Annotated in this window: 23 protein-coding genes and 1 pseudogene; 21 read left to right on the top strand and 3 right to left on the bottom strand. The window is 52.2% G+C overall.

What is annotated here, in order from left to right; all coding sequences use genetic code 11:
- Nucleotides 1-77 precede the first annotated feature (77 nt).
- Nucleotides 78-1,265, bottom strand: a complete 1,188-nt coding sequence (locus B212_RS33305) for a copper amine oxidase N-terminal domain-containing protein (protein ID WP_019912951.1) — start codon at nucleotides 1,263-1,265, stop codon at nucleotides 78-80.
- Nucleotides 1,266-1,546: 281 nt separating this feature from the next.
- Between B212_RS33305 and B212_RS0120655 the strand changes: the two genes are divergently transcribed.
- From B212_RS0120655 to B212_RS0120610, 10 genes are all read left to right on the top strand, one after another.
- Nucleotides 1,547-2,716 carry a hypothetical protein gene (locus tag B212_RS0120655; protein WP_019912950.1) on the top strand — a complete coding sequence of 390 codons (1,170 nt, stop codon included), beginning with the start codon at nucleotides 1,547-1,549 and terminating at the stop codon, nucleotides 2,714-2,716.
- The gene (locus B212_RS0120650) at nucleotides 2,713-3,984 is read left to right on the top strand and encodes a CpaF family protein (RefSeq protein ID WP_019912949.1); all 1,272 of its coding nucleotides are present in this window, start codon (nucleotides 2,713-2,715) and stop codon (nucleotides 3,982-3,984) included. Before B212_RS0120655 ends, B212_RS0120650 begins: the two co-directional genes overlap by 4 nt.
- Nucleotides 3,985-3,989: 5 nt before the next feature.
- On the top strand, nucleotides 3,990-4,847 hold the full coding sequence (locus B212_RS0120645; protein ID WP_019912948.1) for a type II secretion system F family protein: 858 nt from the start codon (nucleotides 3,990-3,992) through the stop codon (nucleotides 4,845-4,847).
- Nucleotides 4,848-4,860: 13 nt separating this feature from the next.
- Nucleotides 4,861-5,733: a type II secretion system F family protein gene (locus B212_RS0120640; protein ID WP_019912947.1), complete on the top strand. Its 873-nt coding sequence runs from the start codon at nucleotides 4,861-4,863 to the stop codon at nucleotides 5,731-5,733.
- 13 nt (nucleotides 5,734-5,746) lie between these two features.
- Nucleotides 5,747-5,938, top strand: a complete 192-nt coding sequence (locus B212_RS0120635; RefSeq protein ID WP_019912946.1) for a Flp1 family type IVb pilin — start codon at nucleotides 5,747-5,749, stop codon at nucleotides 5,936-5,938.
- On the top strand, nucleotides 5,935-6,597 hold the full coding sequence (locus B212_RS0120630) for a TadE/TadG family type IV pilus assembly protein (protein ID WP_019912945.1): 663 nt from the start codon (nucleotides 5,935-5,937) through the stop codon (nucleotides 6,595-6,597). Before B212_RS0120635 ends, B212_RS0120630 begins: the two co-directional genes overlap by 4 nt.
- 88 nt (nucleotides 6,598-6,685) lie before the next feature.
- Nucleotides 6,686-9,052, top strand: coding sequence for a hypothetical protein (locus tag B212_RS0120625; RefSeq protein ID WP_019912943.1), 2,367 nt, complete (start codon nucleotides 6,686-6,688; stop codon nucleotides 9,050-9,052).
- Between the two features lie 16 nt (nucleotides 9,053-9,068).
- On the top strand, nucleotides 9,069-10,142 hold the full coding sequence (locus B212_RS0120620) for a TadE/TadG family type IV pilus assembly protein (protein ID WP_019912942.1): 1,074 nt from the start codon (nucleotides 9,069-9,071) through the stop codon (nucleotides 10,140-10,142).
- Nucleotides 10,143-10,167: 25 nt separating this feature from the next.
- Entirely contained in the window at nucleotides 10,168-10,680 is a 513-nt protein-coding gene (locus B212_RS0120615) for an A24 family peptidase (RefSeq protein WP_019912941.1), read from the top strand.
- Nucleotides 10,681-10,695: 15 nt separating this feature from the next.
- Nucleotides 10,696-12,381, top strand: coding sequence for a DUF6382 domain-containing protein (locus B212_RS0120610; RefSeq protein ID WP_019912940.1), 1,686 nt, complete (start codon nucleotides 10,696-10,698; stop codon nucleotides 12,379-12,381).
- A 9-nt stretch (nucleotides 12,382-12,390) separates the two neighbouring features.
- On the opposite strand, the gene B212_RS0120605 is transcribed toward B212_RS0120610, so the two are convergent.
- Nucleotides 12,391-13,293, bottom strand: coding sequence for a TIGR01777 family oxidoreductase (locus tag B212_RS0120605; protein WP_019912939.1), 903 nt, complete (start codon nucleotides 13,291-13,293; stop codon nucleotides 12,391-12,393).
- A gap of 114 nt (nucleotides 13,294-13,407) precedes the next feature.
- Nucleotides 13,408-13,602: pseudogene (locus B212_RS32015) on the bottom strand (DUF2621 family protein); the annotation flags it as partial.
- Between the two features lie 223 nt (nucleotides 13,603-13,825).
- Here B212_RS32015 and B212_RS0120595 point away from each other — a divergent pair.
- From B212_RS0120595 to B212_RS0120545, 11 genes are all read left to right on the top strand, one after another.
- Nucleotides 13,826-14,953 (top strand): deoxyribonuclease IV, encoded by a 1,128-nt coding sequence (locus B212_RS0120595; protein ID WP_019912937.1) that lies wholly within the window; start codon nucleotides 13,826-13,828, stop codon nucleotides 14,951-14,953.
- 47 nt (nucleotides 14,954-15,000) lie between these two features.
- Nucleotides 15,001-15,897, top strand: coding sequence for a formyltetrahydrofolate deformylase (gene purU / locus B212_RS0120590; RefSeq protein WP_019912936.1), 897 nt, complete (start codon nucleotides 15,001-15,003; stop codon nucleotides 15,895-15,897).
- Nucleotides 15,898-16,144: 247 nt separating this feature from the next.
- Nucleotides 16,145-16,921, top strand: a complete 777-nt coding sequence (locus B212_RS0120585; RefSeq protein ID WP_019912935.1) for an SAF domain-containing protein — start codon at nucleotides 16,145-16,147, stop codon at nucleotides 16,919-16,921.
- Nucleotides 16,922-16,942: 21 nt separating this feature from the next.
- The gene (locus tag B212_RS0120580; RefSeq protein ID WP_019912934.1) at nucleotides 16,943-18,007 is read left to right on the top strand and encodes a hypothetical protein; all 1,065 of its coding nucleotides are present in this window, start codon (nucleotides 16,943-16,945) and stop codon (nucleotides 18,005-18,007) included.
- The gene (locus B212_RS0120575) at nucleotides 18,004-19,548 is read left to right on the top strand and encodes an ATPase, T2SS/T4P/T4SS family (RefSeq protein WP_019912933.1); all 1,545 of its coding nucleotides are present in this window, start codon (nucleotides 18,004-18,006) and stop codon (nucleotides 19,546-19,548) included. Before B212_RS0120580 ends, B212_RS0120575 begins: the two co-directional genes overlap by 4 nt.
- Nucleotides 19,549-19,561: 13 nt before the next feature.
- On the top strand, nucleotides 19,562-20,611 hold the full coding sequence (locus tag B212_RS0120570) for a hypothetical protein (protein WP_036668365.1): 1,050 nt from the start codon (nucleotides 19,562-19,564) through the stop codon (nucleotides 20,609-20,611).
- 11 nt (nucleotides 20,612-20,622) lie between these two features.
- Complete coding sequence (locus tag B212_RS0120565) at nucleotides 20,623-21,492, top strand: hypothetical protein (protein ID WP_019912931.1); 870 nt, start codon at nucleotides 20,623-20,625, stop codon at nucleotides 21,490-21,492.
- A gap of 82 nt (nucleotides 21,493-21,574) precedes the next feature.
- On the top strand, nucleotides 21,575-21,787 hold the full coding sequence (locus tag B212_RS0120560; protein WP_019912929.1) for a hypothetical protein: 213 nt from the start codon (nucleotides 21,575-21,577) through the stop codon (nucleotides 21,785-21,787).
- Between the two features lie 5 nt (nucleotides 21,788-21,792).
- Nucleotides 21,793-21,936, top strand: coding sequence for a hypothetical protein (locus tag B212_RS34630; protein ID WP_019912928.1), 144 nt, complete (start codon nucleotides 21,793-21,795; stop codon nucleotides 21,934-21,936).
- Between the two features lie 16 nt (nucleotides 21,937-21,952).
- Nucleotides 21,953-22,333 (top strand): hypothetical protein, encoded by a 381-nt coding sequence (locus B212_RS0120550; RefSeq protein ID WP_019912927.1) that lies wholly within the window; start codon nucleotides 21,953-21,955, stop codon nucleotides 22,331-22,333.
- Nucleotides 22,334-22,351: 18 nt separating this feature from the next.
- On the top strand, nucleotides 22,352-22,849 hold the full coding sequence (locus B212_RS0120545; protein WP_019912926.1) for a hypothetical protein: 498 nt from the start codon (nucleotides 22,352-22,354) through the stop codon (nucleotides 22,847-22,849).
- Nucleotides 22,850-22,889 lie beyond the last annotated feature (40 nt).

Genomic DNA, 22,889 nt, shown 5'->3' with positions numbered 1-22,889 from the left:
CATGAATGAAAAAACAGCAGCAGACCCCGGTTTGGGGCCTGCTGCTTGTTTTTTGGCGGGAAAAAGATAAGTCTGTTTTACTTGGTCAATGCTTCAGCATTGAGGGTATAGGTCTGTACCAGCTTCCACTTGCCGTCCGCTGATTTTTTCAGCGTTGTGACGGTTTCGGAACGGTAATCGTTGAACTGCGGCCCTTTTAGCTTTTTAACTGTGAGGACAGCATATATTGCGGCTTCATCGGCCGAATAGCTAATGATCTTGGGGGATTCTACCTTCGTCTCTAGATCATAGGTTTGGAAGATTTGCTTATAGATCTGTTTGCTCTGCTCGTAGGCTGGGGAGGTTTCGTCAATGGTGGACAGCATGCCGTCCAGGTCTTCTTTGTTGGTATAATCCGTGTTGGCTTGCAGCACAGCCTTGATTTGATCCTCATCCGCTTTTGGAACTGTAATATCCGCTTTCAGCATAGCATCCGGGAGGATATATTGGGTTCCCTTGATTTGTATGCTGCTGATCAGCCAGCCGGAGTTGTCTGCATTCCTGGTAAGCGAGTATACATATTCCGATTTCGAGTTCAGCATGAAGGGGCCGCTGACTTTATCTGTTGTTTCAATGGTATGTACGGTCGCTTCCTTGGCTTGCACATCAATAATGTCCATCTGGACAATCGCTGTGGTAGTACTGAAGGTACTCATCTGCTGCTTGAGCTGTGGACCGGCTGCGGCAAGCGGTGATTTCGGATCAATGAGGCTGATGAAGCCTTCGGAATCGCCCTTGTTGGAGTAGGTGACGTATTTGTCAAAAAGCTCGGCAATCCCCTTGGTGTCCGCGCTGCTCTGATTGCTTTTGATTTCAACGGTGTTCGCTGCCGCATTCCAGGTGACGCTGTTTCCTGTCGCTTCGCTGACAAAACGCAGAGGCACGTAAGTGACATTGTTGATCATTTTGGGAGCGGTTGCGAGTTGCTTAACGGTTCCGTTCACGCTCGCTTTTTTGCTGCCAAGCTGTAGTGTGATCGTCAGGCCTTCCTTTGCTGCTGTAATGGTGTTTGTTTTGGCGTTCCACACCAGGTTCAGCCCCAGTTTCTCAAAAATGGGCCGCATCGGAATGAGGATGGAGTCGTGATCTTTAACCGGTGCATTGGTAGTAAGGTTCAGCTTCTGCTGATCAATCTGGACTGTGATGGGCCGTTCTGCGGCGGCTGCCGAAAGACTGATGACACCGGACAAGGTGAGGACGGCAAGAAAACCAGGTACTAGCTTCATGATGAGATGCTCCTTTATTATGATCTTGTTCCAGGAAAATAATGGACTTATGAATTATACAGGGAAGTGACGGATAATGGAAGCTGCGTACGGATATATTACTGGGTGGAACGAAGCTCCGAAAATAACAATTTGAAAAAAGCTATTGCTGTGCTCTTATATATATGCTACTATAGCTGTAAATTATAGGAATAGTAACGGAAGCACCGTTCAATGACCGTATCTCACGGTTATTGGCGGTGCTTTTTTGCTGTCTTTTTATGGAGAAAGGAGAGGATTACATGGCGGCAAGGATCGTGCTCGCGGTGCGGGAGAGTCAATATATTGAGCCATTACTGCATTACATCCACCATAACGAGTATGGCAGAATGCTGCGGATCACGGCGTTTAGCCGGATGGATACCTTTGTGGAATTTATGAAGGGAGAGGAGATTCCCGATGCGGTTGTAGGCGACTCCGCTTTTATCGAGGCTTGGCTCGTGGAAGGTAGAAGCACGGTTCCGTGGGCGGTTCTGAGCGAAGCGGGAGAGGTTCCCGGCAAGCAGGACGGGAGCCTGGCGGGCGGTCAGGTTATTGCCAAATACCAATCGCTGCCGTCACTGCTGGAGTCCATACTCCGGCTATGCGATGTGAAGCGGAGCAGGACGGCTTCCATTCCCAAGGAAGAGACGCTGCTCCTCGGGGTGGTCTCGGCCAGCGGAGGCAGCGGCAAAACCACACTTGCGCTGAATCTGGCCAAGCAGCTTGGAGGGCTGGGATTGTCTGTTTTTTATCTGAATCTGGAAAGTGTGGACAGCAGCGGATTGGTAATGCGGATGCCGCCTGGGGATTCACCCGGGCTGGAACGTCTGCTGTATGAGCTGAAGGCAAGCGTGGGAGAGGAGGGTGAGGCCCGGCCGGACAGGCTTGCACTGGAAAGATATGCTGTGCGGCAGGACAGCCTGCGGAGCGATTCCTTCAGGCCTGTAGAGAATTTCAAGGAAATGCTCCAGATGTCGCTTGCGGATACGCTGGATCTATTAGAACGGTTGTCTGCAGGAGGACGTTATGATGTCGTAATTGTGGATACCGGTAGCATTGAGGAGGAGCGGGCTCAGGCTGTTTTGCAAAGATGCGGTATTCTGCTGTGGGTGCTCAGGAATGATGAGGCCAGCCTGTATAAGACGGCTAGGTGGCTCGGACATTGCGGCAATCCGAATTCGGGCAAGCTGCAGGAGGTGCCGGACAAGAGCAGGTTTGTTATGAATTTTGCAGCAGACTCAGCCTATGACAGAGCACTGCCTGCGGGAATCAGGATTGATGCCGTCCTGCCTTACATCCCATCCTGGTCGCTGCCGCACCACGGGGAGCTAAGTCTGAATTCACCGCAATTCGTGGCTGGGGTGTTGCAGCTCTGCGCGGAAATCATTGAGCCGGCGCTGCCGCGTGTTTTTACCGGGGAGTCTGTATGAATGAAGAAATCTTCAGAGCGCTGCGCAGCGATATCCGGTCAGGGCTTGATGTTACCTCTGCCGTGGGGAACCGCGAGCTTACCGCTCATATTGAGCGGACGATTCTGGAGCGCGACAGTCTGCGGTATTTAACTGCCCAGGAGAAGCATGAACTGGTCAAGAAGCTGTTCGATTCCTTCCGTGGACTGGATGTGCTGCAGCCGCTGGTGGATAATCCGGCCATCACCGAGATTATGATCAACAGTCATGAGGAGATTTTTGTCGAGGAGGACGGACATATCCGCCGGTTGCCGCTGGCTTTCGAGTCCAGAAGCAGGCTGGAGGATATTATACAGTCCGTGGTCTCCGGTGTGAACCGTGTGGTGAACGACTCTTCGCCAATCGTGGATGCCCGGCTGAAGGACGGCTCCCGCGTCAATATCGTGCTGCCGCCGGTTGCACTTAAAGGGCCGGCGATGACGATCCGCAAATTTCCCGAAACGCCGATGACGATGAGTGAGCTGATCCGCCGTGAGGCGTTAAGCGGGGAAGCGGCGGAGCTGCTGCAAATATTGGTGGCGGCCAAATATAACATTTTTATCAGCGGGGGCACCGGCTCGGGTAAGACAACCTTTCTGAACGCCTTGTCCCAGTTCATTCCGCCGCAGGAGCGGGTCATTACCGTAGAGGACTCCGCCGAGCTGCAGATTGTCACCGTGCCGAACCTCGTCTCGCTGGAGACGAGAAATGCCAATACGGAAGGACGAGGCGAGATTACCATCCGGGACCTGATTCGCTCCTCGCTGCGCATGCGCCCCAACCGCATTGTGGTCGGGGAAGTCAGGGGGGCGGAATGCCTTGATATGCTTCAGGCGATGAATACCGGACATGATGGGAGCTTATCGACAGGCCATTCTAATAGTGCACGGGATATGCTCAGCCGTCTGGAAACGATGGTGCTGAGTGCAGCCGATTTGCCGGTTGCGGTGGTCCGCCAGCAGATTGGCTCGGCGATAGATATTTTCGTGCATTTGTCGCGGTTGCGGGACCGTTCACGACGGGTGATGGAAATCTGTGAGGTCATAGGTTTGCAGGACGGGGAGGTGGCGCTGAGTCCGCTGTATGAGTTCCGGGAAACGGGGGAGCGGGAAGGGCGGGTACAGGGCGGTCTTGTCACCTGCGGGAATCCGCTGATGCATGACGGCAAGCTAAAGATGGCCGGGGTTCACGGCTATCCGTTGTCCCAATTTAATACCGGACTTCAGATGAAGGAGGAGGGGGTGATCTGATTATCTTGAACAAGAAAACGCAGCGTTCGCGGAAAGCTAAAGGAGGATTTTTTGCTCGTAAGGGCAGGCACGAAGGCGCCCAAGCAGCGGAGGCTGCCCGTACTATTGGGGGTCAGGTGCAATTGCCGGACTATACAGTGTATACGTTAACCTCGATACAAAGCATCCTATCATTGCTGGCAGGCGGGGTACTGCTCTGGGGGATTGGTTATCTTTTCTACCATAATGTTCTACTATCTCTGCTGCTGGTCCCGGGCGGGGCCTATGCGCCGCGATTGCTGCGCGACTATCTGCTCCGCAGGCGCCGTGCCGCACTCAATCTGCAATTTAAGATGACTTTGTTCTCACTTTCTTCTTCGCTGTCTGCCGGCCGTTCCGTCGAGAATGCTTTTCGTGAAGCGGTACAGGACCTGCTCATGCTCGACCCTGAAGGGGGCAGCGATATGATCTTTGAGCTGAATATTATCTGCGCACGCATGGAGTACGGTCAGCCGGTGGAAGAAGCGCTGCATGATTTCAGCAAACGGGCCGGCATGGACGATGTTGAACGGTTCGCGGACGTATTCTCTGTCTGCAAGCGGACAGGAGGCGACCTGGTGGAAATCGTGCGCCGGACCTCGGCAATTATCGGGGAGAAGCTAGATATTCAGCAGGACATCGCCGTCAGTATCGCCCAGAAGAAATTCGAAGCCAAGGCTCTGCTGGTCTCGCCGCTTGTTATGGTAGCTTTTATGAGTCTGACGGCAGGGGATTACATGCAACCGATGTATACCGGTGCGGGAATTGCAATCTCCACGCTGGCACTCGGCAGCTTGTTTCTATGTTACCGCTGGACCTCCAAGATCATGGACATACCACTGTGAAGGAGGTGACAAGATGATATGGGTATGCGGCGCCATCACGCTGGCGCTCACACTCGGCTGGGTGCTCCTGCGTCTGAAATGTGGCAACCGGTATGCCGGGCTGCGGGAACTCCGGGTGGAAGGGCTGCGGCTTCGCAGGCTTGGCGAGCCTATTCTCTTGCTGATAGAGAGAGGGAAGCTCGGCAATTATGTTCCATCGGTAATGTTCAGAATTCAGCGCTCGCTGCAGCGGACTTATGGAAACCGCCACAGCGCAGAGAGGACGCTCCTTTTCATGGGGGAGATGTTCAGCTACAGTTGGCTGTTGCTGGTGGCTGGCAGCACACTCACAATGTTCAGCGGGGAGAAGGCCGGGATTCTCCTTGGCGCCGTGCTGGCGGCAATTCTTCCGGTTGCGCTGGTCAACGATTTGCATAAGAAGGTGAGGCTGCGGGAGCAGAATATCTTGCTGGAGCTGCCGGAGCTGTTGAACAGCATTGTGCTGCTGGTGGGTGCGGGAGAGACGGTGCAGCGGGCGATTGTCCGCTGTGTGGACAGCCGCAAAGAAGACAGCCCACATCCGCTGTATAAGGAGCTGCGAACAATGACCGGTGAATGGGAGAGCGGCTATTCGTTTCAGCAGGCGTTTGAGAATTTCAGCAAGCGCTGTGCGGTGCAGGAGGTGTCGCTGTTCACGACTACAGTACTCCTTAATTACCGCAGGGGTGGTGCAGACTTTGTGTTATCGCTGCGCGATCTTTCACGGATGCTGTGGGAGAAACGGAAGGCGATCAGCCGGACGCGCGGGGAGCAGGCTTCCTCGAAGCTGGTTTTCCCGATGGTGGTTATCTTTTTAATTGTAATAGTGCTGGTGGGAACACCGGCGTTCATGATGCTAAAAATGTAGGAGGATGAAACTGATGATGAATTCAATGGTTGTAGAAGCTGCAAAGGGCTTTTGGAAGGATGAAGAAGGGCTGGGTACGCTGGAGATGATCCTGATTATTGCGGTGTTGATTGCGGTAGTGCTGGTATTCCGTGAGGAGATTGTAAAGGTAGTCAAATCCTTGATCAGCACTGCGGGAGACAAGAGTCAGGAAGTATTTGAGTGATTTCACTTCAAAAGGATGAAGGCAGCTTTACCATTGAAGCCTCTATGCTGCTGCCGATCATCATGTTCATCACTATGCTGCTGCTGTTCTTCTGTCTGTACAGCTATCAGAGGTCGATGCTGCTGCAGGTGGCTTCAGCCGCCACTGAACGCGCAGCCTACAACTGGGATAACAGCAACAAGGCGCAAGAGGGCTCTTTTGCCATGGGACAATATGATTCCCTTTACTGGCGGATTGGCGAGGATGGCTTGCTGTCTTCCTTGTTCGGTGTGGGTGCGGATAACGGTAGCGTGACAGTAACACTGCCTGCTGCCGCAGATGAAGGTGCATTGCCCGCAGTTAAGCTTCAGCGTTCTTCCGGGATGGTTTCGGCCAATATGCCTGGGGAGATGAAGTACACCTACAGTCTCACAGGCCGGAAGGTAAGCGCGGAGCTGAAGAAGGTTCTGAAGTTACCTGTTCTGGACGATCTGCTGGCGGACAAGGCTGTTCCTGAGGTGACTGCCCAGTCTGTGGTTGCCGAGCCAGTGGAATTCATTCGTACCGTAGACCTGATGCGTTATTATGGCGCCAAATTCAAGGGCGGTGCGCAGGACGCCAAGTCAGGGACAGGTATGGAGAAGAAAAATGCCGCTATGATGATGACCAAGCTGAAGTAATCAAATGAAACTGCATACGGCAGATGGGAAGAGTCGCGGGGTAGAAGAATTGCAGCGGGAAACTGCGAGGAAAGGAGGTGGATGTGGTGTGAAGCTAGAGGGGAGCTATGACGGACCGGGAAGACGCAAGAAAAAAGGGAGTTTGACTATTATAGGTCGGGTTAGCAAAAGACAACTTGGCAGAAGGCAGGGGAACGGAAACCTGATCAACAGGATCTGGAATTATCGCTGGGATCATTGCTGGATTCATAGTTGGATGTACAAGACAGAAGGCTCAGTCTCTATATTTCTGATTATGGTACTAGCTTTTGTATTTCTGTTCAGTGCTGTGCTGATTGATTATGCGCGGATTGCCGCTGTGAATGTGCAGGAGGAGCGATTGGCGAGGGCTGGTGTCCGTTCAGTGCTGTCTTCATACGATATTGAACTCAAGGACAAGTATGGCCTGTTTGCCTTCGGTGGCAATGACGGCGACCAGCTATTGGCCGGAGTGCTGAATGACAATCTTTATGAGGGCGGGCGCGGCGATGCTTTTAATCTGCTGCCGTTGAAGCTGGATTCCTCATCGCTTAGCTGGAGCCGTCCGCTTGGCAGCTATGATATCTTTCGCCGGCAAATCGTTGAGGAGATGAAATACAAGGCGCCGATTGATTTTGCCCTGGAGCTGGCCGGGAAGTTCAAGCCGCTGTCTGCGGCTATGGGAGAGGCTTCACGGACAACGAAGCTGCTTAGTAAGCTCCAGCCCTTATATGATGAGCGCGAGGAAGCGCTGGATCTGATGCTGAAGCGGCGGAAGCAGGCTGCGGAGAGCGGAAAAGCGCTGCAGGAGCTGATCATGAATCCTTCCGGCGACAGCATTGGGTCTATCGCGGTGGGAGATATCGCTTCGGCTGCGGATATCCCGGCTATGTACAACGATTATGTCGGCAAATATTATGCCGATTTGTATCGTGATGAAGACGAGTCTGCACAGTATGGAAGTATTCTGGCACTTTTTTCACAGCAATCCGCTGAGCTGATTTCGCGGATTCCCGCTGCTCTGTCTGATTTTCAAGAAGAACACGGCCAACTCATTGAGGATGCAGGGGCTGCGCTTGAGCAGGTCAAAATCTTGAATGCTCAAATGAAGAGCTTATTAGAGCAGTCTAGGAACAACGGACCGGATGATGCGAGGGATGCCGCGCGGGACTGGGATATCCCGGACCGTACAGATGAGCTGAGCGCCGATCCCATTAAGAAGCTGCGGGAACAGGAGGATTCACTTATTCTCACGGACAGTGATATCAGTACGATGGAGAATAACTTATCTGCACAGAAGGGAGCTGCGCAGGCGGTGGGGCCGGCGGTGTCCGGGCTGCCTGGGAGCTTGGGGGCAGCAACGGGTTATAATGCGGAGCGTTCTCTTATGGTTAGCGGTGTTCTGGCCGCTTCGCAAGCTATAAGCAGCTACATACGGAATTATTGGAACAATGGGACGGTCATTGCGGCCGAAGCCGCTCAGATCGAAGCGCATCGCACATCGGACAGCCAGCGTAAACAGATTGAGCAGGAGGCCAAGGGGAAGCTCGGCGATGCCATGAAGCTGCTGGACCAAATCCGCGGGCTGAGCGACAGCGCCGGAGAAGCCATGAAGCGGTATCAGACGCTGCGCCAATATTATGAGGAGAACCTTGCTTTTAACAGTGGATTGGACCAGAAAGCAGCCGCAGAACCCGCAAGCACAAATCCATATACTGCAGGAAGTTCATCTATGAGCAAAATGGACGGTCTCTACGCTGCAATGGGTGATGTGCTGGAGGGGGCCAGGGACAGGCTGTTTCAGACCGAATATTCGGCGCTGTATTTTCCCGCCTTTGATCCATTGCGATTAAGCGGCTTAGCTACAGGCTCAATAAATGAAGCAGTAAGCATGCTCGCAGATCAGCTTGATCCGAATGCCCAGGAGCTGGAGTACATCCTGTATGGTTTCTATAATCCCGGCGGAAATATAGCGGCAGCTTATGGGGAGATTTTTGCCACGCGTCTGGCTATACGAACTATGGAGGGTCTTTCAGAAAAGGCTGCACTGGGCAATCCGCTGTTAATCTTGGCTGCGGCGCTGCTATACGGAGTCGAGCAGGCGGTACAGGATATGCTGCTGTTATGCAAGGATGGCGAGATTCCAATCTCTAAATACATACCCGTCAAGCTGAGCTATCGGGATTACCTGCGACTGTTCCTGGTGCTGCATGGAGACGGCGATGTGCAGTTGTCGCGGATGCTGGCCTTGATCCGGCTGAATACCGGCAGCAATCCGAATGAGAAGTTCACCTATGCGGCAGCAGATATCAGAATGGCAACTTCGTTATGGTTTTTGCCGGGCGTGGTGAAGCTGCTCGATTACAGTGCAGGTCTTCCCGGTGATGTGCAGGGCAAGCTGTATTACCGGGCAGTGAAAGCCGATTTCTCTTATTAGCATGGGGGTGAACGCAGTGGGGAACCGGTACCGGAAGCGAAAGAAGGCAAAAGATGAAGGCAGCATGGTAGTGGAAGCTGCTATGGTTCTCCCCATGTTCCTGCTGTTTGTACTGTTTCTAATCTTCATCGTACAGATGACCTTATATTCCACCGCTTTGCAGAGCACCGCTTCGGATACGGTTAAAGTGATCTCCACTCACATGTACCCTGCTGCACTTGCTGCACAGAAATGGGGAGCAAAGGGGGATGGAGGCGATGATGGGAAGGCTGCGCCAGGTGGGATGGGGGACGGTACCGCCGCTGGAACTTCGGGTATTGCCGGGAGCGGAGGTTCTGGCGGAAATAAGGATACTGAGGCTGCTGGAGGTGCAGGTCCGGGTTCAGGCAGTTGGAGCATTCCAAGGCTGTCGATTGAGCAGTGGAGTGAGAGCTACGTGGCAGACCTCCCGAAGCCTCTGGATGAATGGGTCAAGTCTGCCGTACAGAAGGGCGAGGCTCCATTGCAGAAGCTGCAGGCGGAAGCGTCACAGTCCGCGCTGGATTTAGCGCTGAAGCCTGTAATGAAGCCTTATCTTGCATCGGACTGGCTGCAATATGACCGCATTCATGTCTCCAATGTGATGATACCGGAGCTGAAGGAGGGCTCCCGTCCATATTTTGGGCTGGTGGTGAGCTATGAGCTGCCGATGAAGGTGCCTTTTCTGAATCAGAGTATTGTGCTGGAGGCTAGTGCGGTTGAACGTTTGTGGATTGGAAATACCAACGCGACAGGTAATGAAGGCGGGGATGGAGGAGCTCAGGAGGAGAACAGTTCCATTGTCATTCTGGAGAAGCCGAATCCGGGGGTGGCCAATCATCAGGGCAGGATTCGGGTCAAAATCCCGCCGAATGCTTCCGCCAATCTGTCGATCTTCTATAAGAGCGGCCAGAGTACGGCCAAATATTTGGGCTGGAAGCAGGCAGATGCGAACGGATATATCGAATGGGAATGGAAAATCGGAGTGAACACTACGCCGGGCTCATGGCCATTTGTGATTCGCCTGGACGACGGGACCACGCTTGAAGCAACTTTTACAGTAGTGAAATGAATTTGGCGGAAGAAGGGGCATGTTAATGGCGGTATGGGCATTTTGGGGCTGCCTGCCGTTCCTGGCAGTGGCGTTAATTACGGATATCCGCTATATGCGGATACCGAACTGGATCACTCTGACCGCGCTGCTTGCCGGAGTGCTTGTGCAGGGCCTGATGAAAGGGTGGCACGGCGTACTATTTTCCCTCTGCGGCGCAATTGCGGGGTTCCTGCTGCTGCTGATCATGCATCTTATCGGTGCGGTTGGGGCTGGGGATGTTAAGCTTTTTGCGGGAATCGGGGCCTGGACGGGAATATTGTTTACACTGCAGGTTACGGTATATTCTGTGTTATTTGGTGCAGTGATCGGCTGGATCATTGTTCTGACCAGGCGGGAAACCGGAAGACGCATAAGGGGGATCATCAGCCGGACAGCAGGATTTCTGTTGCTTCGCGATCTTCGTTTATTTAAGCAGGGAAACGGCAGTGAGCTGTTGAGGTTTCCTTTTATGCTGGCGGTTGTTCCAGGGTTTATCTGTGCTTATTTGTATCTATAAGGGAGGTGATGGTTATTGTTCGGATTGAGCCGTGATTTTGTGCAGCAGGACGGGTTCTCGTTGCTGCTTAGCAAATCTGAAGGATTGCGTGCGGAGGACCTCAATATGGTTCAGGCCCGCATGCTGATGAATACCGGCATTCCGCATCATCTGCGGCTGCTGCTCAGAGAAATTGACTTGCAGGTAACCTTGGAGTATTCGCTGTCCCGCCGGAAAATGCTCAGCCATCTTTTGAAAAGTGAAAAGCTTAGCCTGACGGATCTCTTCGGACTGCTGCTGCAAATTGCTGTAGGGATGGAAGAGGGACAGCTATATATGCTTCGGGCGGAGCAGTATGCGCTGCATGAGGACTACATTTTTATTGAAGGACCTCTTCGCGGCGGCAAGGTATTTCTCACTTATCTCCCTCTACTGTCTGCCGAATCTGCCGTGCGTCCTGGAGATTCACTGAAGTCATTGATTATGGTGCTTATGTCGTCCGTAAGTGAACTCTCCGGTGATGGTGTGCAGAGGCTGCTGCAATACTGTGGTGGAGAGGAGTTCACTCCGACAGGGTTAAAGGAGCTGTTGGCGGAGCTGCTGACAGACGGTGACGGAGCACCAAGGTATAGGGGGGCTGTTGAGCCTGCGTCAAACCTCCCCATGCCGTCAGTGTCTTTGTCAACAGAAGGGGGAGTCCGGGAGCGGAACAATTTATCCGCAGGGAGTGAACCGGCTAACCCAGAGAGGGGGAAATTAGAGCTGGGCAACGGAAACGCGGCTGGTGAAGCTCAGAGTCAGGCTTCTTGGATGAACAGTTATCCGAGACTGAGGTTAAGAGAAGAGGAGCCGCAGCCGCAAGCGGACGAACTAGGTTCCGAGAGCCCTGTCTCCACTGAACCGTCTGGGAACAGAACCTATGTTGTGCTTGGTGGTGTTCTGGTTGACGCGTTATTATGGAAGTTTCTTTATTTGAACAATCCTAAGCCGCTTTGGCTGGTGGTCTGTGGAGCAGTGACGCTGGCGCTCGCAGTTCTCTGCTGGCTGGTATGGAGCGGACGAATGGTGTTTGGAAGCGTCAAAGCTGAAGAAGACGCAGAAGGTGAGGCGGAGGATAAGAGATGGGTGAATCATAGGGCGCTGGAATGGGATTTTGGCCGGAATGTCGCAGCTCCTGCTAGTGCAACTAGTACCGTAGCTGGTACTCTAGCTGGCACTCCGATTGCGCCAAGAGCCGCTCAGAAACCTGATGCTCTGGTTACCGGCGGTGCTCAAGCCATACGTTCTAAAGGTGATGCAGAAGTACGCAGCCAGCCTGCAAAAGCATCTATGCCAGTCCCTGTAGAGGCAACGACGCTGCTGACACGGAATCAGCCCTCCGAGAATGAGCGGGATAAGGAGAAAACATGCCGGGCGGGTCCATACCTTGAAAGGGTCCAGAAAGACGAAGACGGCAGTCCGGAAAAAATCGAATTGAACCGCCCCAGCTTTCTCATTGGCCGCTCACCTGAGGTAGCGCAGTATGTTGAAAAATCCGAGGGGGCATCCAGAGTGCATGCCGAAATCCTCAAGGGTCCAGGGGGATATATCCTGAAGGATCTGGACTCCAGAAACGGAACACTTTTTCAGGGAGAGGCAATGATTCCATACAAGGAGTATCCGCTGACGGAAGGGGCCGAATTCACCATTGTAAAAGGCAGCTACACGTTCCATTCAGCCTAAGATTTGGTGTTACTTCGCTCTCAAATGCTCCAGCGCCGGCTGGAGGGTTGAATAGGTGAAAGTAAAGCCGTGGTCCAGCGCTTTGGCAGGGAGCACACGCTGACCCTTCAGCAGGATTTCCGACAGCTCGCCTACGGCTGCTGTAAGCAGAAAGCCTGGTAGTGGGAACCAATGTGGACGATGGTATACTTTGCCGATCATTCTGCCGAATTCCTCATTGGTCACGGGCTGCGGAGCCGTTGCATTAACCGGGCCCTCGATTCCGGGAGTTTGCACACAGAAATCAATCAGCCGGACTATATCGGCGATGTCAATCCAGGACAGCCACTGCTTCCCGGTTCCGATGTTACCGCCAAAGCCGAGCATGTAGGGCAGCTTCATTTTGGGCAAAGCGCCGCTCTCGTTGCCAAGCACCACTCCGGTGCGCAGCTTGACCAGCCTTACTCCCGTGTAAGCTTCGTCAGCAGCGTTCTCCCATGCCTGCACGACCCCGGAAGGGAAATCCATAACATGTGCCGGAGAGCTTTCATCAAAGGCATCTGTCAGCGATGTGCCGTAAATGGCGACAGCGGAGGCCTGAATGACCACTGCGGGTTTATGCTGCAGTGCATTCAGCAGCTTGGCAGCCGCAGAAACGGTCTCAAGCCGGGATTGCATAATCGCCTTCTTGCCTTTTGGGCTCCAGCGTTGGCTGAGCGAGGCCCCGGCAAGGTTGACGATTGCATCAGCGCCTTCGGCGAGCTTCGGATTCGACGCCAGATTGTCCCATGTGAGGCAGCTAAGGCCTGGATGGGGAGAGTGGGCCTCAGGCAGCTTGCGGCCAACAACGAGGACTTGATGTCCGCCCTGCAGCCAGTATTCTGTGAGCTTGCGCCCGATAAAGCCGCTGCCGCCGCAAATTACGTATTTCATATGGTTTGCTCCTTCGGTTCAGGCCGGTCCTGAAATGATGTTGTGAGAAGTGGAATGTTTACTTGATCAGGTGCTGGTATGGAGAGTAGTCGATGCCTTTTTTTCAAGGAAGCTGACCAACTGATCCAGAAAGGCCTTCATCTCGTCGCTCCAGAGCGGACGGCTGCGCTCCACCCAGTAATTCTGCCAGTCGAGCTTCGATTTGCCATCGGCCTTCGGCAGCACCTTGAGAAATTTGCGGAACATGAAATAGCCGCCGATGGACATGCAGCCCAGCAGCAGGAAAGTCCAAAATGCGATGGAGTTCATAAACCAATGGCTCGGTGCTGTGGACAGCAGGCTTAAGCTTGATTAAATGACATGTATACACCGCCTTTGACAATGATGATTATCACAAATTTCATTCTCAGATAAAGTATAGCGCATATCCAAAGTTTTGCGAAGCGAGAGACGGCGGCAGCAGCTTGCCTAGATTTATTTTCCCGATCACGGTAGAATAGGGGTTAATTCGTGAAGGAAAGAGGGAAAAGGCATGCTGAAAATAGGTTCACATGTGTCCTGCGCGGACAAGGGTCTCCTGAGCGCGGCCAATGAAGCAAATGAATATGGTTCTACCTCATTTATGATATATACGGGGGCGCCGCAGAATACGCGCCGTAAGCCGATTGAATCCATGTACCCCGCTGAAGGAAAGCAAGCGATGAAGGAGAATGGTGTGGATGAGATTATTGTCCATGCTCCGTACATCATCAACCTGGGTTCCTATAAGGAAAGTACGTATCAATTGGCGGTTGATTTCCTGCAGGAGGAAATCCGCCGTACGCATGCGCTTGAGGTGAAGCATATTGTGCTCCATCCGGGAGCCTACACGGACAAGGATGCCGAATACGGAGTGCAGCGGATTGCGGATGGTCTGAATGAGGTGCTTGGCGGTACAGATGAAACCGAAGTGCATATTGCTCTGGAGACTATGGCCGGCAAAGGGACTGAGATCGGACGCAGCTTCGAGGAGATTGCCTCGATCATCGACAAGGTCGAGCACAACGAACGGCTGTCCATTTGCCTCGATACCTGCCACATTCATGATGCCGGATATGATATCGTCGGTGATCTCGATGGTGTGCTGCAGCAGTTCGATCAGATCATTGGCCTTAAGCGGCTGGGTGTTGTCCATGTCAACGACAGCAAAAACCCGCGCGGAGCGGGTAAAGACCGCCATACCCCAATTGGCTCAGGGTACATTGGTTTTGAGGCCATCAACAAGGTAGTTCACCACGAAGCACTGGCAGGTCTGCCATTTATTCTGGAGACTCCTTGGATTGGGAAGGATGCGAAGACGGTACGCCCGATGTACGAGGTGGAGATTGCCCTGCTGCGCGGCAATGTGGCGGAACGGTTTGGAGCAGAGTTTCTCCAGCAGGTTGAGGAGCTGCAGGCCTTTTTTGCCAAGCAGGAGCTTGATCCCCGCCGGTATGTGCTGGATGTATGGGAACTGCTCAAGAACGATGCCAAGGCCAAAAAGGCAGATCCGCGTGAACCGCTGGAACGTCTGTACGATAACGTTGCTGCTGCACAGCTTTTCCCGCAGCTTAGTGAGGAAGCGATCAATCACCGGCTTATCGCATGGCTGGCAGGCAAAGAGCTGCTCCTGAACGCTTAAGCTTAACCACAGATTGCGCTAGCAGATGAGAGGATGGACAGAGGATTATGGAATTACATGTAAAGAGAGATCATTCGTCAAACGGACAATACCCGAACCGGGCACGCATGCTCATTTCCTGTCCGGACGGACCGGGAATCGTCGCCGCTGTATCACACTTTCTGTACCAGCACGGCGCTAACATTGTGCAGTCGGATCAATACACTATGGACCCGGATGGCGGAATGTTTTTTATGAGAGTAGAGTTTGACCTGCCTAATCTGGATGAGCGGATTGATGAAGTGCGCTCTATCTTTGGCGGCGTGGCTGAGCGGTTTAAGATGAACTGGCAAATTTATAGTGTAAGCCACAAGAAACGGCTGGCAATCTTTGTCTCCAAAGAGGATCACTGTCTGGTTGAATTGCTCTGGCAATGGCAGGCCGGCGATCTGGATGCGGATATTGCCCTTGTTGTCAGCAATCATACCGATATGCAGGCGTATGTTGAATCCTTCGGCATTCCGTTCCATCATATCCCGGTTACAGCGGATACGAAGGCGGAAGCGGAGCGACGCCAGCTTGAGGTTATCGGGGCTGACATCGACGTTATTATTTTGGCGCGGTACATGCAGATTATTTCACCAGCGTTCATAGAGCATTACCGCCACCGGATCATTAATATTCATCATTCGTTCCTCCCGGCATTTGTAGGCGGCAAGCCGTATGCCCAGGCCTACCAGCGCGGGGTGAAAATTATCGGCGCCACCGCCCACTATGTGACGGAAGAGCTGGACGGCGGACCGATCATCGAGCAGGATGTGCAGCGGGTCAGCCACAGTGATGATGTGAATGAGCTGAAGCGCATCGGCCGCACGATTGAACGGGTTGTACTGGCCCGGGCGGTCAAATGGCATATTGAGGACAGAATTCTTGTCCATCACAACAAAACTGTTGTGTTTAATTAAATAGGACTATTCTCCGGTGAACATCGGCAGCCGTGCCATATCCGGCACTGTGCCTGCTGTTCACCGGAACCCTTCTCCAGCCGGGAGCCTGCTCCCTCAGTTATCCTCAAGCTGCACCGCCTCATTGATAATCTAATAATTTTCTCAACTACTACAGGTAAAAAAGCATTTTACCGGCATTTTGGCACTTTGGGCCAAGGTGTATTTTGTCATGGGTAAAAACGACATTTCAAAGGGGGTAAAAGGCTTGGCATCACAGCGGGGACATTTGTTAAGACGCAATTATTTGTTTGCTTTTCTCATTCTGATCGTCGGCTTTGGCGGATTGCTCGGCTATGATCTTTACTTCAAACCGTACGTGTTATCGCAGACTGTGGTCAAGATTAAAGCGGCTGAAGGCAGTTTTTTACCAAAAAATTATGAATTGAAGCCAAGTGACCTCTATCTGGATTCCGTTCAGACCAAGGACATCCCCTCCGGGGTGATCACGGACATCAGCCAGGTGGAGCATAAGATTACAAATGTAAATCTGACAAACGGCAGTATTTTGACGGCATCTCTTGTAGATGTCAGTGATCTGGAGCCGCAGCAGGACGAAGGAATCTTTCCTATTCCAAAGGACGCTATCTATGCGATCAACGGTTCCCTGCGCAGCAGAGACAAGGTGGATATTTATCTGGTTGACGCTGAATTGGCGAATCAGGCGCGGACTGGCGGCTACGGTTCTGCAGGTGCAGGCGGCCGATCTCCCGGTGCTGCGGGATCAACAACGGGAAGTGGTGCTGCTGGAGATGGTCCTAAGGAGCCTGCCCGCAAGGTATTCCTCACTGGTGTCACCGTGAATTATGTAAGGACCGAGGACAACAATGATGTGCTGGATTCGGAGAACGGCAACAATAACAACCGTTTCACCTCAACCGGCAAAGTGGCCGCACCCGAGCTGAAGCTGAAGAAAAGCGACGGCGAACGGCTGGGGCAATATCTGGAGCAGGGCAAGAAGCTCTGGATTGTGCGGGTCGAGTAAAAATGAAGGGAGGCGAATGATATGAAAATATTCAGTTTTGGCATGGATCAGTTGACGGTTAATGAGCTCAAGCTTGCCGGGTTCACGGTAGTTACGCAAAATGTACTGCCCGAACCTTCCCAGACACAGGGGCAGATGCTGATGGTTACGAGCGAGCAGGTTCCGGTGTCGGGACTCAGCGAACTGCGGCGTGGTTATCCGAACTCATCGTTATTGTATGTCTACCGGCAAAAGGGAGTCCGCAGCTATCAGTCCATTCATATGTTATGTGAGAGTCTGGGAATCTTCTTTATCCCACCGCGTTCGACTTCGTCGGCAATTGTGGACAAGCTGCGCTATATTCTGGAGGAGGAACGGGAGGAACGGAGCAATCTCGTCGGTTTTTTCGGTTCCGGTCCGGGGATCGGCTGTACAAGCATGGCCAAGCTGTTCGCCCGGCGGATGGCGGCGGCAGGAATGCAGGTGATTCTGCTCGGTTTAAATCTGTACGATCCCGGATACGACCGCAAGACGGCAATCAGTCTAGACAGGCTGCGCCCCCGGCTGACCGGTAAAATGCTGCAGGCTGGGGATTTTGAGGGATTGGTTAGGCAGGAGGGCTACGCCTATTTGCCGGGCAACTTCGACTATCTGAGTGTCCAGGATTATCAGGAGGAAGAGATTGAATATCTGCTTGCCAAGGCAGCCGAAGCCGCCGATGTGGTGGTTGCCGACTTCGGATCTGTTCCCGAAAGCGCAGCGTGGTATGTGGGCATGCAGAAATCGGCACTGCGTATGATTGTTACACATCCCAAGCATGAATACCGTCTTCAATCTTTAATGGAGCTTGCCGGTCATATGGATTTGCATCCGCAGGATTTTCAGTGGCTCATTAACCGCGGCAATGTGGAGGAACTAAGCTCACCCAAGAATCTGGCGCTTCGCTTCGGCAGTGAGATTTTACTTGAGCTTCCCTATTATCAGCCTTTTCAGGACAGCCTTCCACTCGGCAAAAGAGAGCTTCAGCATGTGGATGATAAGGTCCACGCACTGCTGGTAGCACTGGGCCTGGCGCCGGAAGCTCGAAAGAAGGGGATTTTCCAGTGATTGAATACCAGGAAGAAGTATGGCGCAATAGGCCGAACGCAGCGCAAGACCAGCGGGAAGGAGCTGTGCAGGAAGCTGATCTGGAGCCGTTAAGGCTGCCTGGTCCTAACGATAGCTCCCTTCTGTTCTCGCTTAAGCAAAGCGTACTGCGGACCAGCAGGCCGGGTAAGGATGATTTTTACGGCTTTCTGCAAAAAATGAAAAATGATATGAACGCCGAGCTGGAGCGGGAGGACGAAGGGTACTTCGAGCTTAATGCCAAAGCATTGATCGGCGATCCGCAGTCAGTCAGTTTTTTTATGAACGAGATCGAGAAGTATTTGCGCAAAACACCGTTTACCGGCAAGGTGCCGGAGGCGTATGGTACAGCGGCGGAGGCGCTTTTCCACGAATGGAAGGGCTTTGGGCCTGCCTACCGCTGGTTCACCGACCGTGCTTACAGTGAGTCTACCGGGCTGCAGATGATCGGACGGCAGATTTTTTACAACCATCGCGGCAAATTTGTAGTTTATCCCTACGAAATGCCTTCGCTGGACCGGGTGGAGCAGCTCAAACGCTCCTTACTCAAAAGCGATCCCAATAAGAAGCTCAACAAGGACAATCCTTCCGTAGAATTCAAAATGGATGATCCGCTCTGGCCGGGCCGCTTCATCCGTCTCGCAATTTGGGTTTCCCCCAGGGTCTGGGAAGGCTTCACGACAATCTCGCTGCGGCGGCAGGTGGTGGAATTTCTCGATCTGGAGGATCAAGCCGGTACGGAGTGCATCCCTGCAGAAGCTATTGAGCTGATCCGCGCACTGTCGGGTACATTCCGCAATACGATTATTGCCGGGGCAGTCGGCTCGGGCAAGACTACCTTTGCCAACACGGTTGTCGGTGAACAGCTTCTCGGCTCCTCTTCCTGCATGGGTGTGGTGATGATTGAGAAGCATCCGGAGTCGATTTTGCCATATCAGATCAAGGGCCATCGAATTATCCCGATTCAGGCTGCCAACGAAGAGCTGATGGAGGTTGGGGTGGAGTCGCTGCGGCATGATCCGAACATTCTTTATATGACAGAAATGCGTTACAACGAATGGGAGTTCTATTTGTGGAGCGGTGAAAAGGGCTATGACGGTATTACGGGAACCTTTCACACGGTGGATTCGGAGGATATTCCTTATCAGGGGGCTTTTGCGGTATCGACACGGATCGGCGGCAGTCTGAAGGGGCATCTGATCTCTGCACTCAAATCCTGTGAGCTGGTGTTTATTCTTGAAAGTGTCGCAGACGGGAAAAAGCGGCTGGCGCGGATCTCCGAGGTGTATTATGACGAAGCTGCAAACTCGGTATTTGCCAATGATCTGATGCGCTGGGAGGAAGAACAATCCGCTTGGACCTATAATGACAAGCTGACAGCCGGACTCATGCGGAAGATGAACAAGAAAAATCCCCGGTCCTCACGCGTGCTGCTACAGGAGCTTGGGCATTTGGCTGCGCTGAAGCCGATGGTAGAGCCGCTCAAGGAGAGTCTCAAATCAAAGATTGTACTGAATGAATGAAGGGGGAGAAGGGATGGAGCTGTTATTTTATATGCTTCGGGTTGCCTTTCATTTATTGATTGCGGGTGGCCTGTGGCTGCTGGTGAAGCCGCTGATTGAAAGGCACTTGCGGCAGCTTGGGCAGAAGATCGACCTGGGGATGAGCCTCAGGATCAGTCTTTTTGGCAAAAAGGTCAGCAGCAATAAGAAAAGGAGGTGGCTGTACCGGCACTTGGATGATTTGCTGTATTTCGTCCACCGTAAATATGAACCGGGCATCAGCGTGATGCGCTTTTCCATTCGCACCCTATTTTTGTTCAGCGCTATTTTTATCTCAGGACTGCTGACCTTAAGAGAGCTGCCGGGGCATTTGAGCTTCAGTAATCCTTTTTTGGAAGGAATCAGCTTCGATGACCGGCTTCCGGTTCAGGGCGCTTGGCGGTTCCCGCTCTTTGTGGCAATGATTGCGGCGAGTGTCCCTTATCTTCGGCTGAGGTATGGCTATACACAGAGGAAGGTACGCGGAAGCTATGATTTGCTGGATGTAATTAAAATAGCGGCCAAATTCACGCATCTGTCGGTGGATTCGATTTTGTCCAAAACTGCTGACCTTTTGACGGAGGAAAATGTGCTGAAGACTGCTCTCAGGCTAATGGGGGCGGCGTTTGCTAATTACAGCAATGAACGGGAGCTTACCTATGAGGCGGAGCGCTTTGCGCGGGCAATCGGGACTACCTTTGCCGTGGAGTTCGTGTCAGATTTGTTGTACTGCGAGAAAGAAGGCACACGTTACCTGAAGAATACCCTCATGATGCTGAGCCGCTCAATGGAGCAGCAGCGGGAGACAATTCTGACGGTAAAGGCAGGAAGCAGGGATGCTATCAGCCTGGGGTTATACGGTAACCTGGTCGTGCTGGTGTCGTCAGTCGGAACATTTATTTATATGCTGAAGCCCGATGTCTATTTCAAGCTGCAGTTTCAGACAAGTGTCGGCTTAACTTTTTTGATGGTAATTATTTCAGGGCTGTTCATCTCTTTCATGATCAGTACCATACTCGCCAGGCCAAAACTGGACTACCACTAAGGTGATGAATTATGGATAGACTTTTACTTTTGATTGCCGTTCTGGGACTTGTGTATCTCTCATTACTGGTTTTTGTGAGCAGCAGCACCAGACAGGAGCGTTATATGCTTCGGCTGGGGGCAAGGTGGAAAATACTCGGAGAACGTATGCATAATGAACGGCTCCAGCAATTGCTACATAACAGCGGCCTAACCATTTCTGCCGGTAAAATCACTTTGTTCCGTTATTCCGCAGCGCTCATTTATGTAATGATTCAGGCTATAGGAGACTTCCTGCGTTCCGCACCTTTTTCTATCTACGATCTGCTTGTGGGTGTTCTGATTCTGATCCTCACCAGTCCGCTGAAATATCTCCCGCTGGGCTGGCTGCTGGCCTGGCTGCATCAGAAAACGCTCATTCAAAAAGACGGCGAGCTAATCTCCTTCATCCGGCTCTACGAGAACAATCGGCTGCGCAAGCGGGGATATATGCAGTTTGGCGCTTTCTGTGCGGGAACGGCCAGTCATTTCAGCTACATCCGCCAGGATCTGTACGAGCTGTCTGAACGGGCGGTGGATGAAGGGAACGAGCGGGCAATTGAATGGTTCTGCGGCAAATTTCCGGACGATCATGCCTTCATAAATGACATCCGCTCGATTCTGCTGGCCACGGAGGGCATGGACGATGATACGGAAGCGGCGAATTATTTGCGGGAGCAGGGCAAAATCATCACCAAAATTTCCAGTGACCAGTATCTGAAAAAATGGTCCTTTATCGGCGACGTGTCGACGATTATCAACGTCATTCCTTCTATTGCCACCTTCCTGATGATCGTATCGCTGGCGATGCAGTACATTTTGCTGATTAAAGGAAATTTTAACGGTGTGGGAATGTTCCAATGAGTGTTGGTAAATGCATTGTCTGAAATTTTTGTTGTATTCAAGAATCAAATAAAAATATAAAATGAAAAGGGAGAAATTAACAATGAAAAAAGACGCTATTTCTGCTGGATTGTTCATCGCTATCGGGTTCCTGTGTGTTGCCATCGTAATTGCCATTTTGATTCCGCTCGTACGGGATGTCATTAACGCCGCAGATGACAACAAACCGACTATACCTGGAGTGAGTATGATTCAGCCACTGGAGTCTGGCACATCGACTGTATCCGTTCAAACGTTGTCCCATACAGCGGGCTAATCGCCATGAAAAAAGATTCAATCTCAGTTGCCCTGTTTCTGGCTATTGGTTTTGTGATTGCCGGGATATTCATCGCGGCGGCAACCCATATTATCGGCAGCAGCCAGGATGATATTATCACACATACCAAACAAGTCGAGCAGTACTAAAAGGAGGATTCTGCTAGTGAAAGCTACTGTCCTCCGGGCATTATTTATGTGGCTCGTCTTGTTCATTATCCTGCAGCCGATTTTTACTTATATTGATTATTTGCTCGATCTGCAGGTCAAAGCCAACACATCGTATATCACGCAAAAAGCGGCAACAGAGGGGATGGTCACAGCTTCAATGAGAAGTGAGGTGATCTCTAACCTGAAGGCTGTAGGATTTCCTGAGGCGTCCATTCAAATCACGAGCAGTACGGAAACGGTACAAGAACGCAAGCAGCGGATGGATGTATATATCTCAGCACCGCGCTTGAATCTGTTTCCTTACAATTTCTCGGGTGTGACCCAGCCGGCGCGTTATTACGGACACGGATCTATCATGAGCGAGTATCTCGACTGACTAAGGGATGAACCATCTATGGATTATATTATTAAGCTAGGGTTTGTGCTATTGATCTTCGTCTACTCCTGGTTTTTTCAGATTCAAAATCAGGAGTGGGACACGCTGCGCAGCATGCTGAAGGATGCCAATAACATTGCTGTACACGATGCATCGCAGGCGCTTAATGAGGCCGCCCGGACACAAGGCCGTCTGATCATTGACCCCGCTGAAGCTTTTGCCACCTTCCGGCAATCCCTTCAGGCGAATCTGGGACTGGACGACGGCCTGTCCCCCCTGGCGGGCAGCAGACTCCAAACTCAAGTTAAAATCATTAAGTTCGATATTGTCGATCAATCCAGCGGAGTTGCTTTTCCTTTTCTCTATGAAGACAGCAAGTATGGCATCACCAAATACATACAAGGCCCTTCCGTTATTGCCGTCATCGAGACGGCCCACCCCGTACTGATTGCACGCGCAAAGGTGCAAGAGGCTATTATCGTGCCTGCCGTGCAAGAGTATAAAATGAATGATTAAGAGAATGAGAAGTTAAATACTAACTACTAGGGAGAATTCG

The organism is Paenibacillus sp. HW567, from assembly GCF_000374185.1.
Classification (GTDB): domain Bacteria; phylum Bacillota; class Bacilli; order Paenibacillales; family Paenibacillaceae; genus Paenibacillus_AQ.
This window is presented reverse-complemented; position numbering and strand designations above follow the sequence as displayed.

Excerpts from the sequence above, each read along its gene's own strand:
- B212_RS33305 (WP_019912951.1), bottom strand. The coding sequence starts at position 1,265 with ATGAAGCTAGTACCTGGTTTTCTTGCCGTCCTCACCTTGTCCGGTGTC.
- B212_RS0120655 (WP_019912950.1), top strand. The coding sequence starts at position 1,547 with ATGGCGGCAAGGATCGTGCTCGCGGTGCGGGAGAGTCAATATATTGAG.
- B212_RS0120650 (WP_019912949.1), top strand. The coding sequence starts at position 2,713 with ATGAATGAAGAAATCTTCAGAGCGCTGCGCAGCGATATCCGGTCAGGG.
- B212_RS0120640 (WP_019912947.1), top strand. The coding sequence starts at position 4,861 with ATGATATGGGTATGCGGCGCCATCACGCTGGCGCTCACACTCGGCTGG.
- B212_RS0120635 (WP_019912946.1), top strand. The coding sequence starts at position 5,747 with ATGATGAATTCAATGGTTGTAGAAGCTGCAAAGGGCTTTTGGAAGGAT.
- B212_RS0120615 (WP_019912941.1), top strand. The coding sequence starts at position 10,168 with ATGGCGGTATGGGCATTTTGGGGCTGCCTGCCGTTCCTGGCAGTGGCG.
- B212_RS0120605 (WP_019912939.1), bottom strand. The coding sequence starts at position 13,293 with ATGAAATACGTAATTTGCGGCGGCAGCGGCTTTATCGGGCGCAAGCTC.
- B212_RS0120595 (WP_019912937.1), top strand. The coding sequence starts at position 13,826 with ATGCTGAAAATAGGTTCACATGTGTCCTGCGCGGACAAGGGTCTCCTG.
- purU (WP_019912936.1), top strand. The coding sequence starts at position 15,001 with ATGGAATTACATGTAAAGAGAGATCATTCGTCAAACGGACAATACCCG.
- B212_RS0120580 (WP_019912934.1), top strand. The coding sequence starts at position 16,943 with ATGAAAATATTCAGTTTTGGCATGGATCAGTTGACGGTTAATGAGCTC.
- B212_RS0120570 (WP_036668365.1), top strand. The coding sequence starts at position 19,562 with ATGGAGCTGTTATTTTATATGCTTCGGGTTGCCTTTCATTTATTGATT.
- B212_RS0120565 (WP_019912931.1), top strand. The coding sequence starts at position 20,623 with ATGGATAGACTTTTACTTTTGATTGCCGTTCTGGGACTTGTGTATCTC.
- B212_RS0120560 (WP_019912929.1), top strand. The coding sequence starts at position 21,575 with ATGAAAAAAGACGCTATTTCTGCTGGATTGTTCATCGCTATCGGGTTC.
- B212_RS34630 (WP_019912928.1), top strand. The coding sequence starts at position 21,793 with ATGAAAAAAGATTCAATCTCAGTTGCCCTGTTTCTGGCTATTGGTTTT.
- B212_RS0120545 (WP_019912926.1), top strand. The coding sequence starts at position 22,352 with ATGGATTATATTATTAAGCTAGGGTTTGTGCTATTGATCTTCGTCTAC.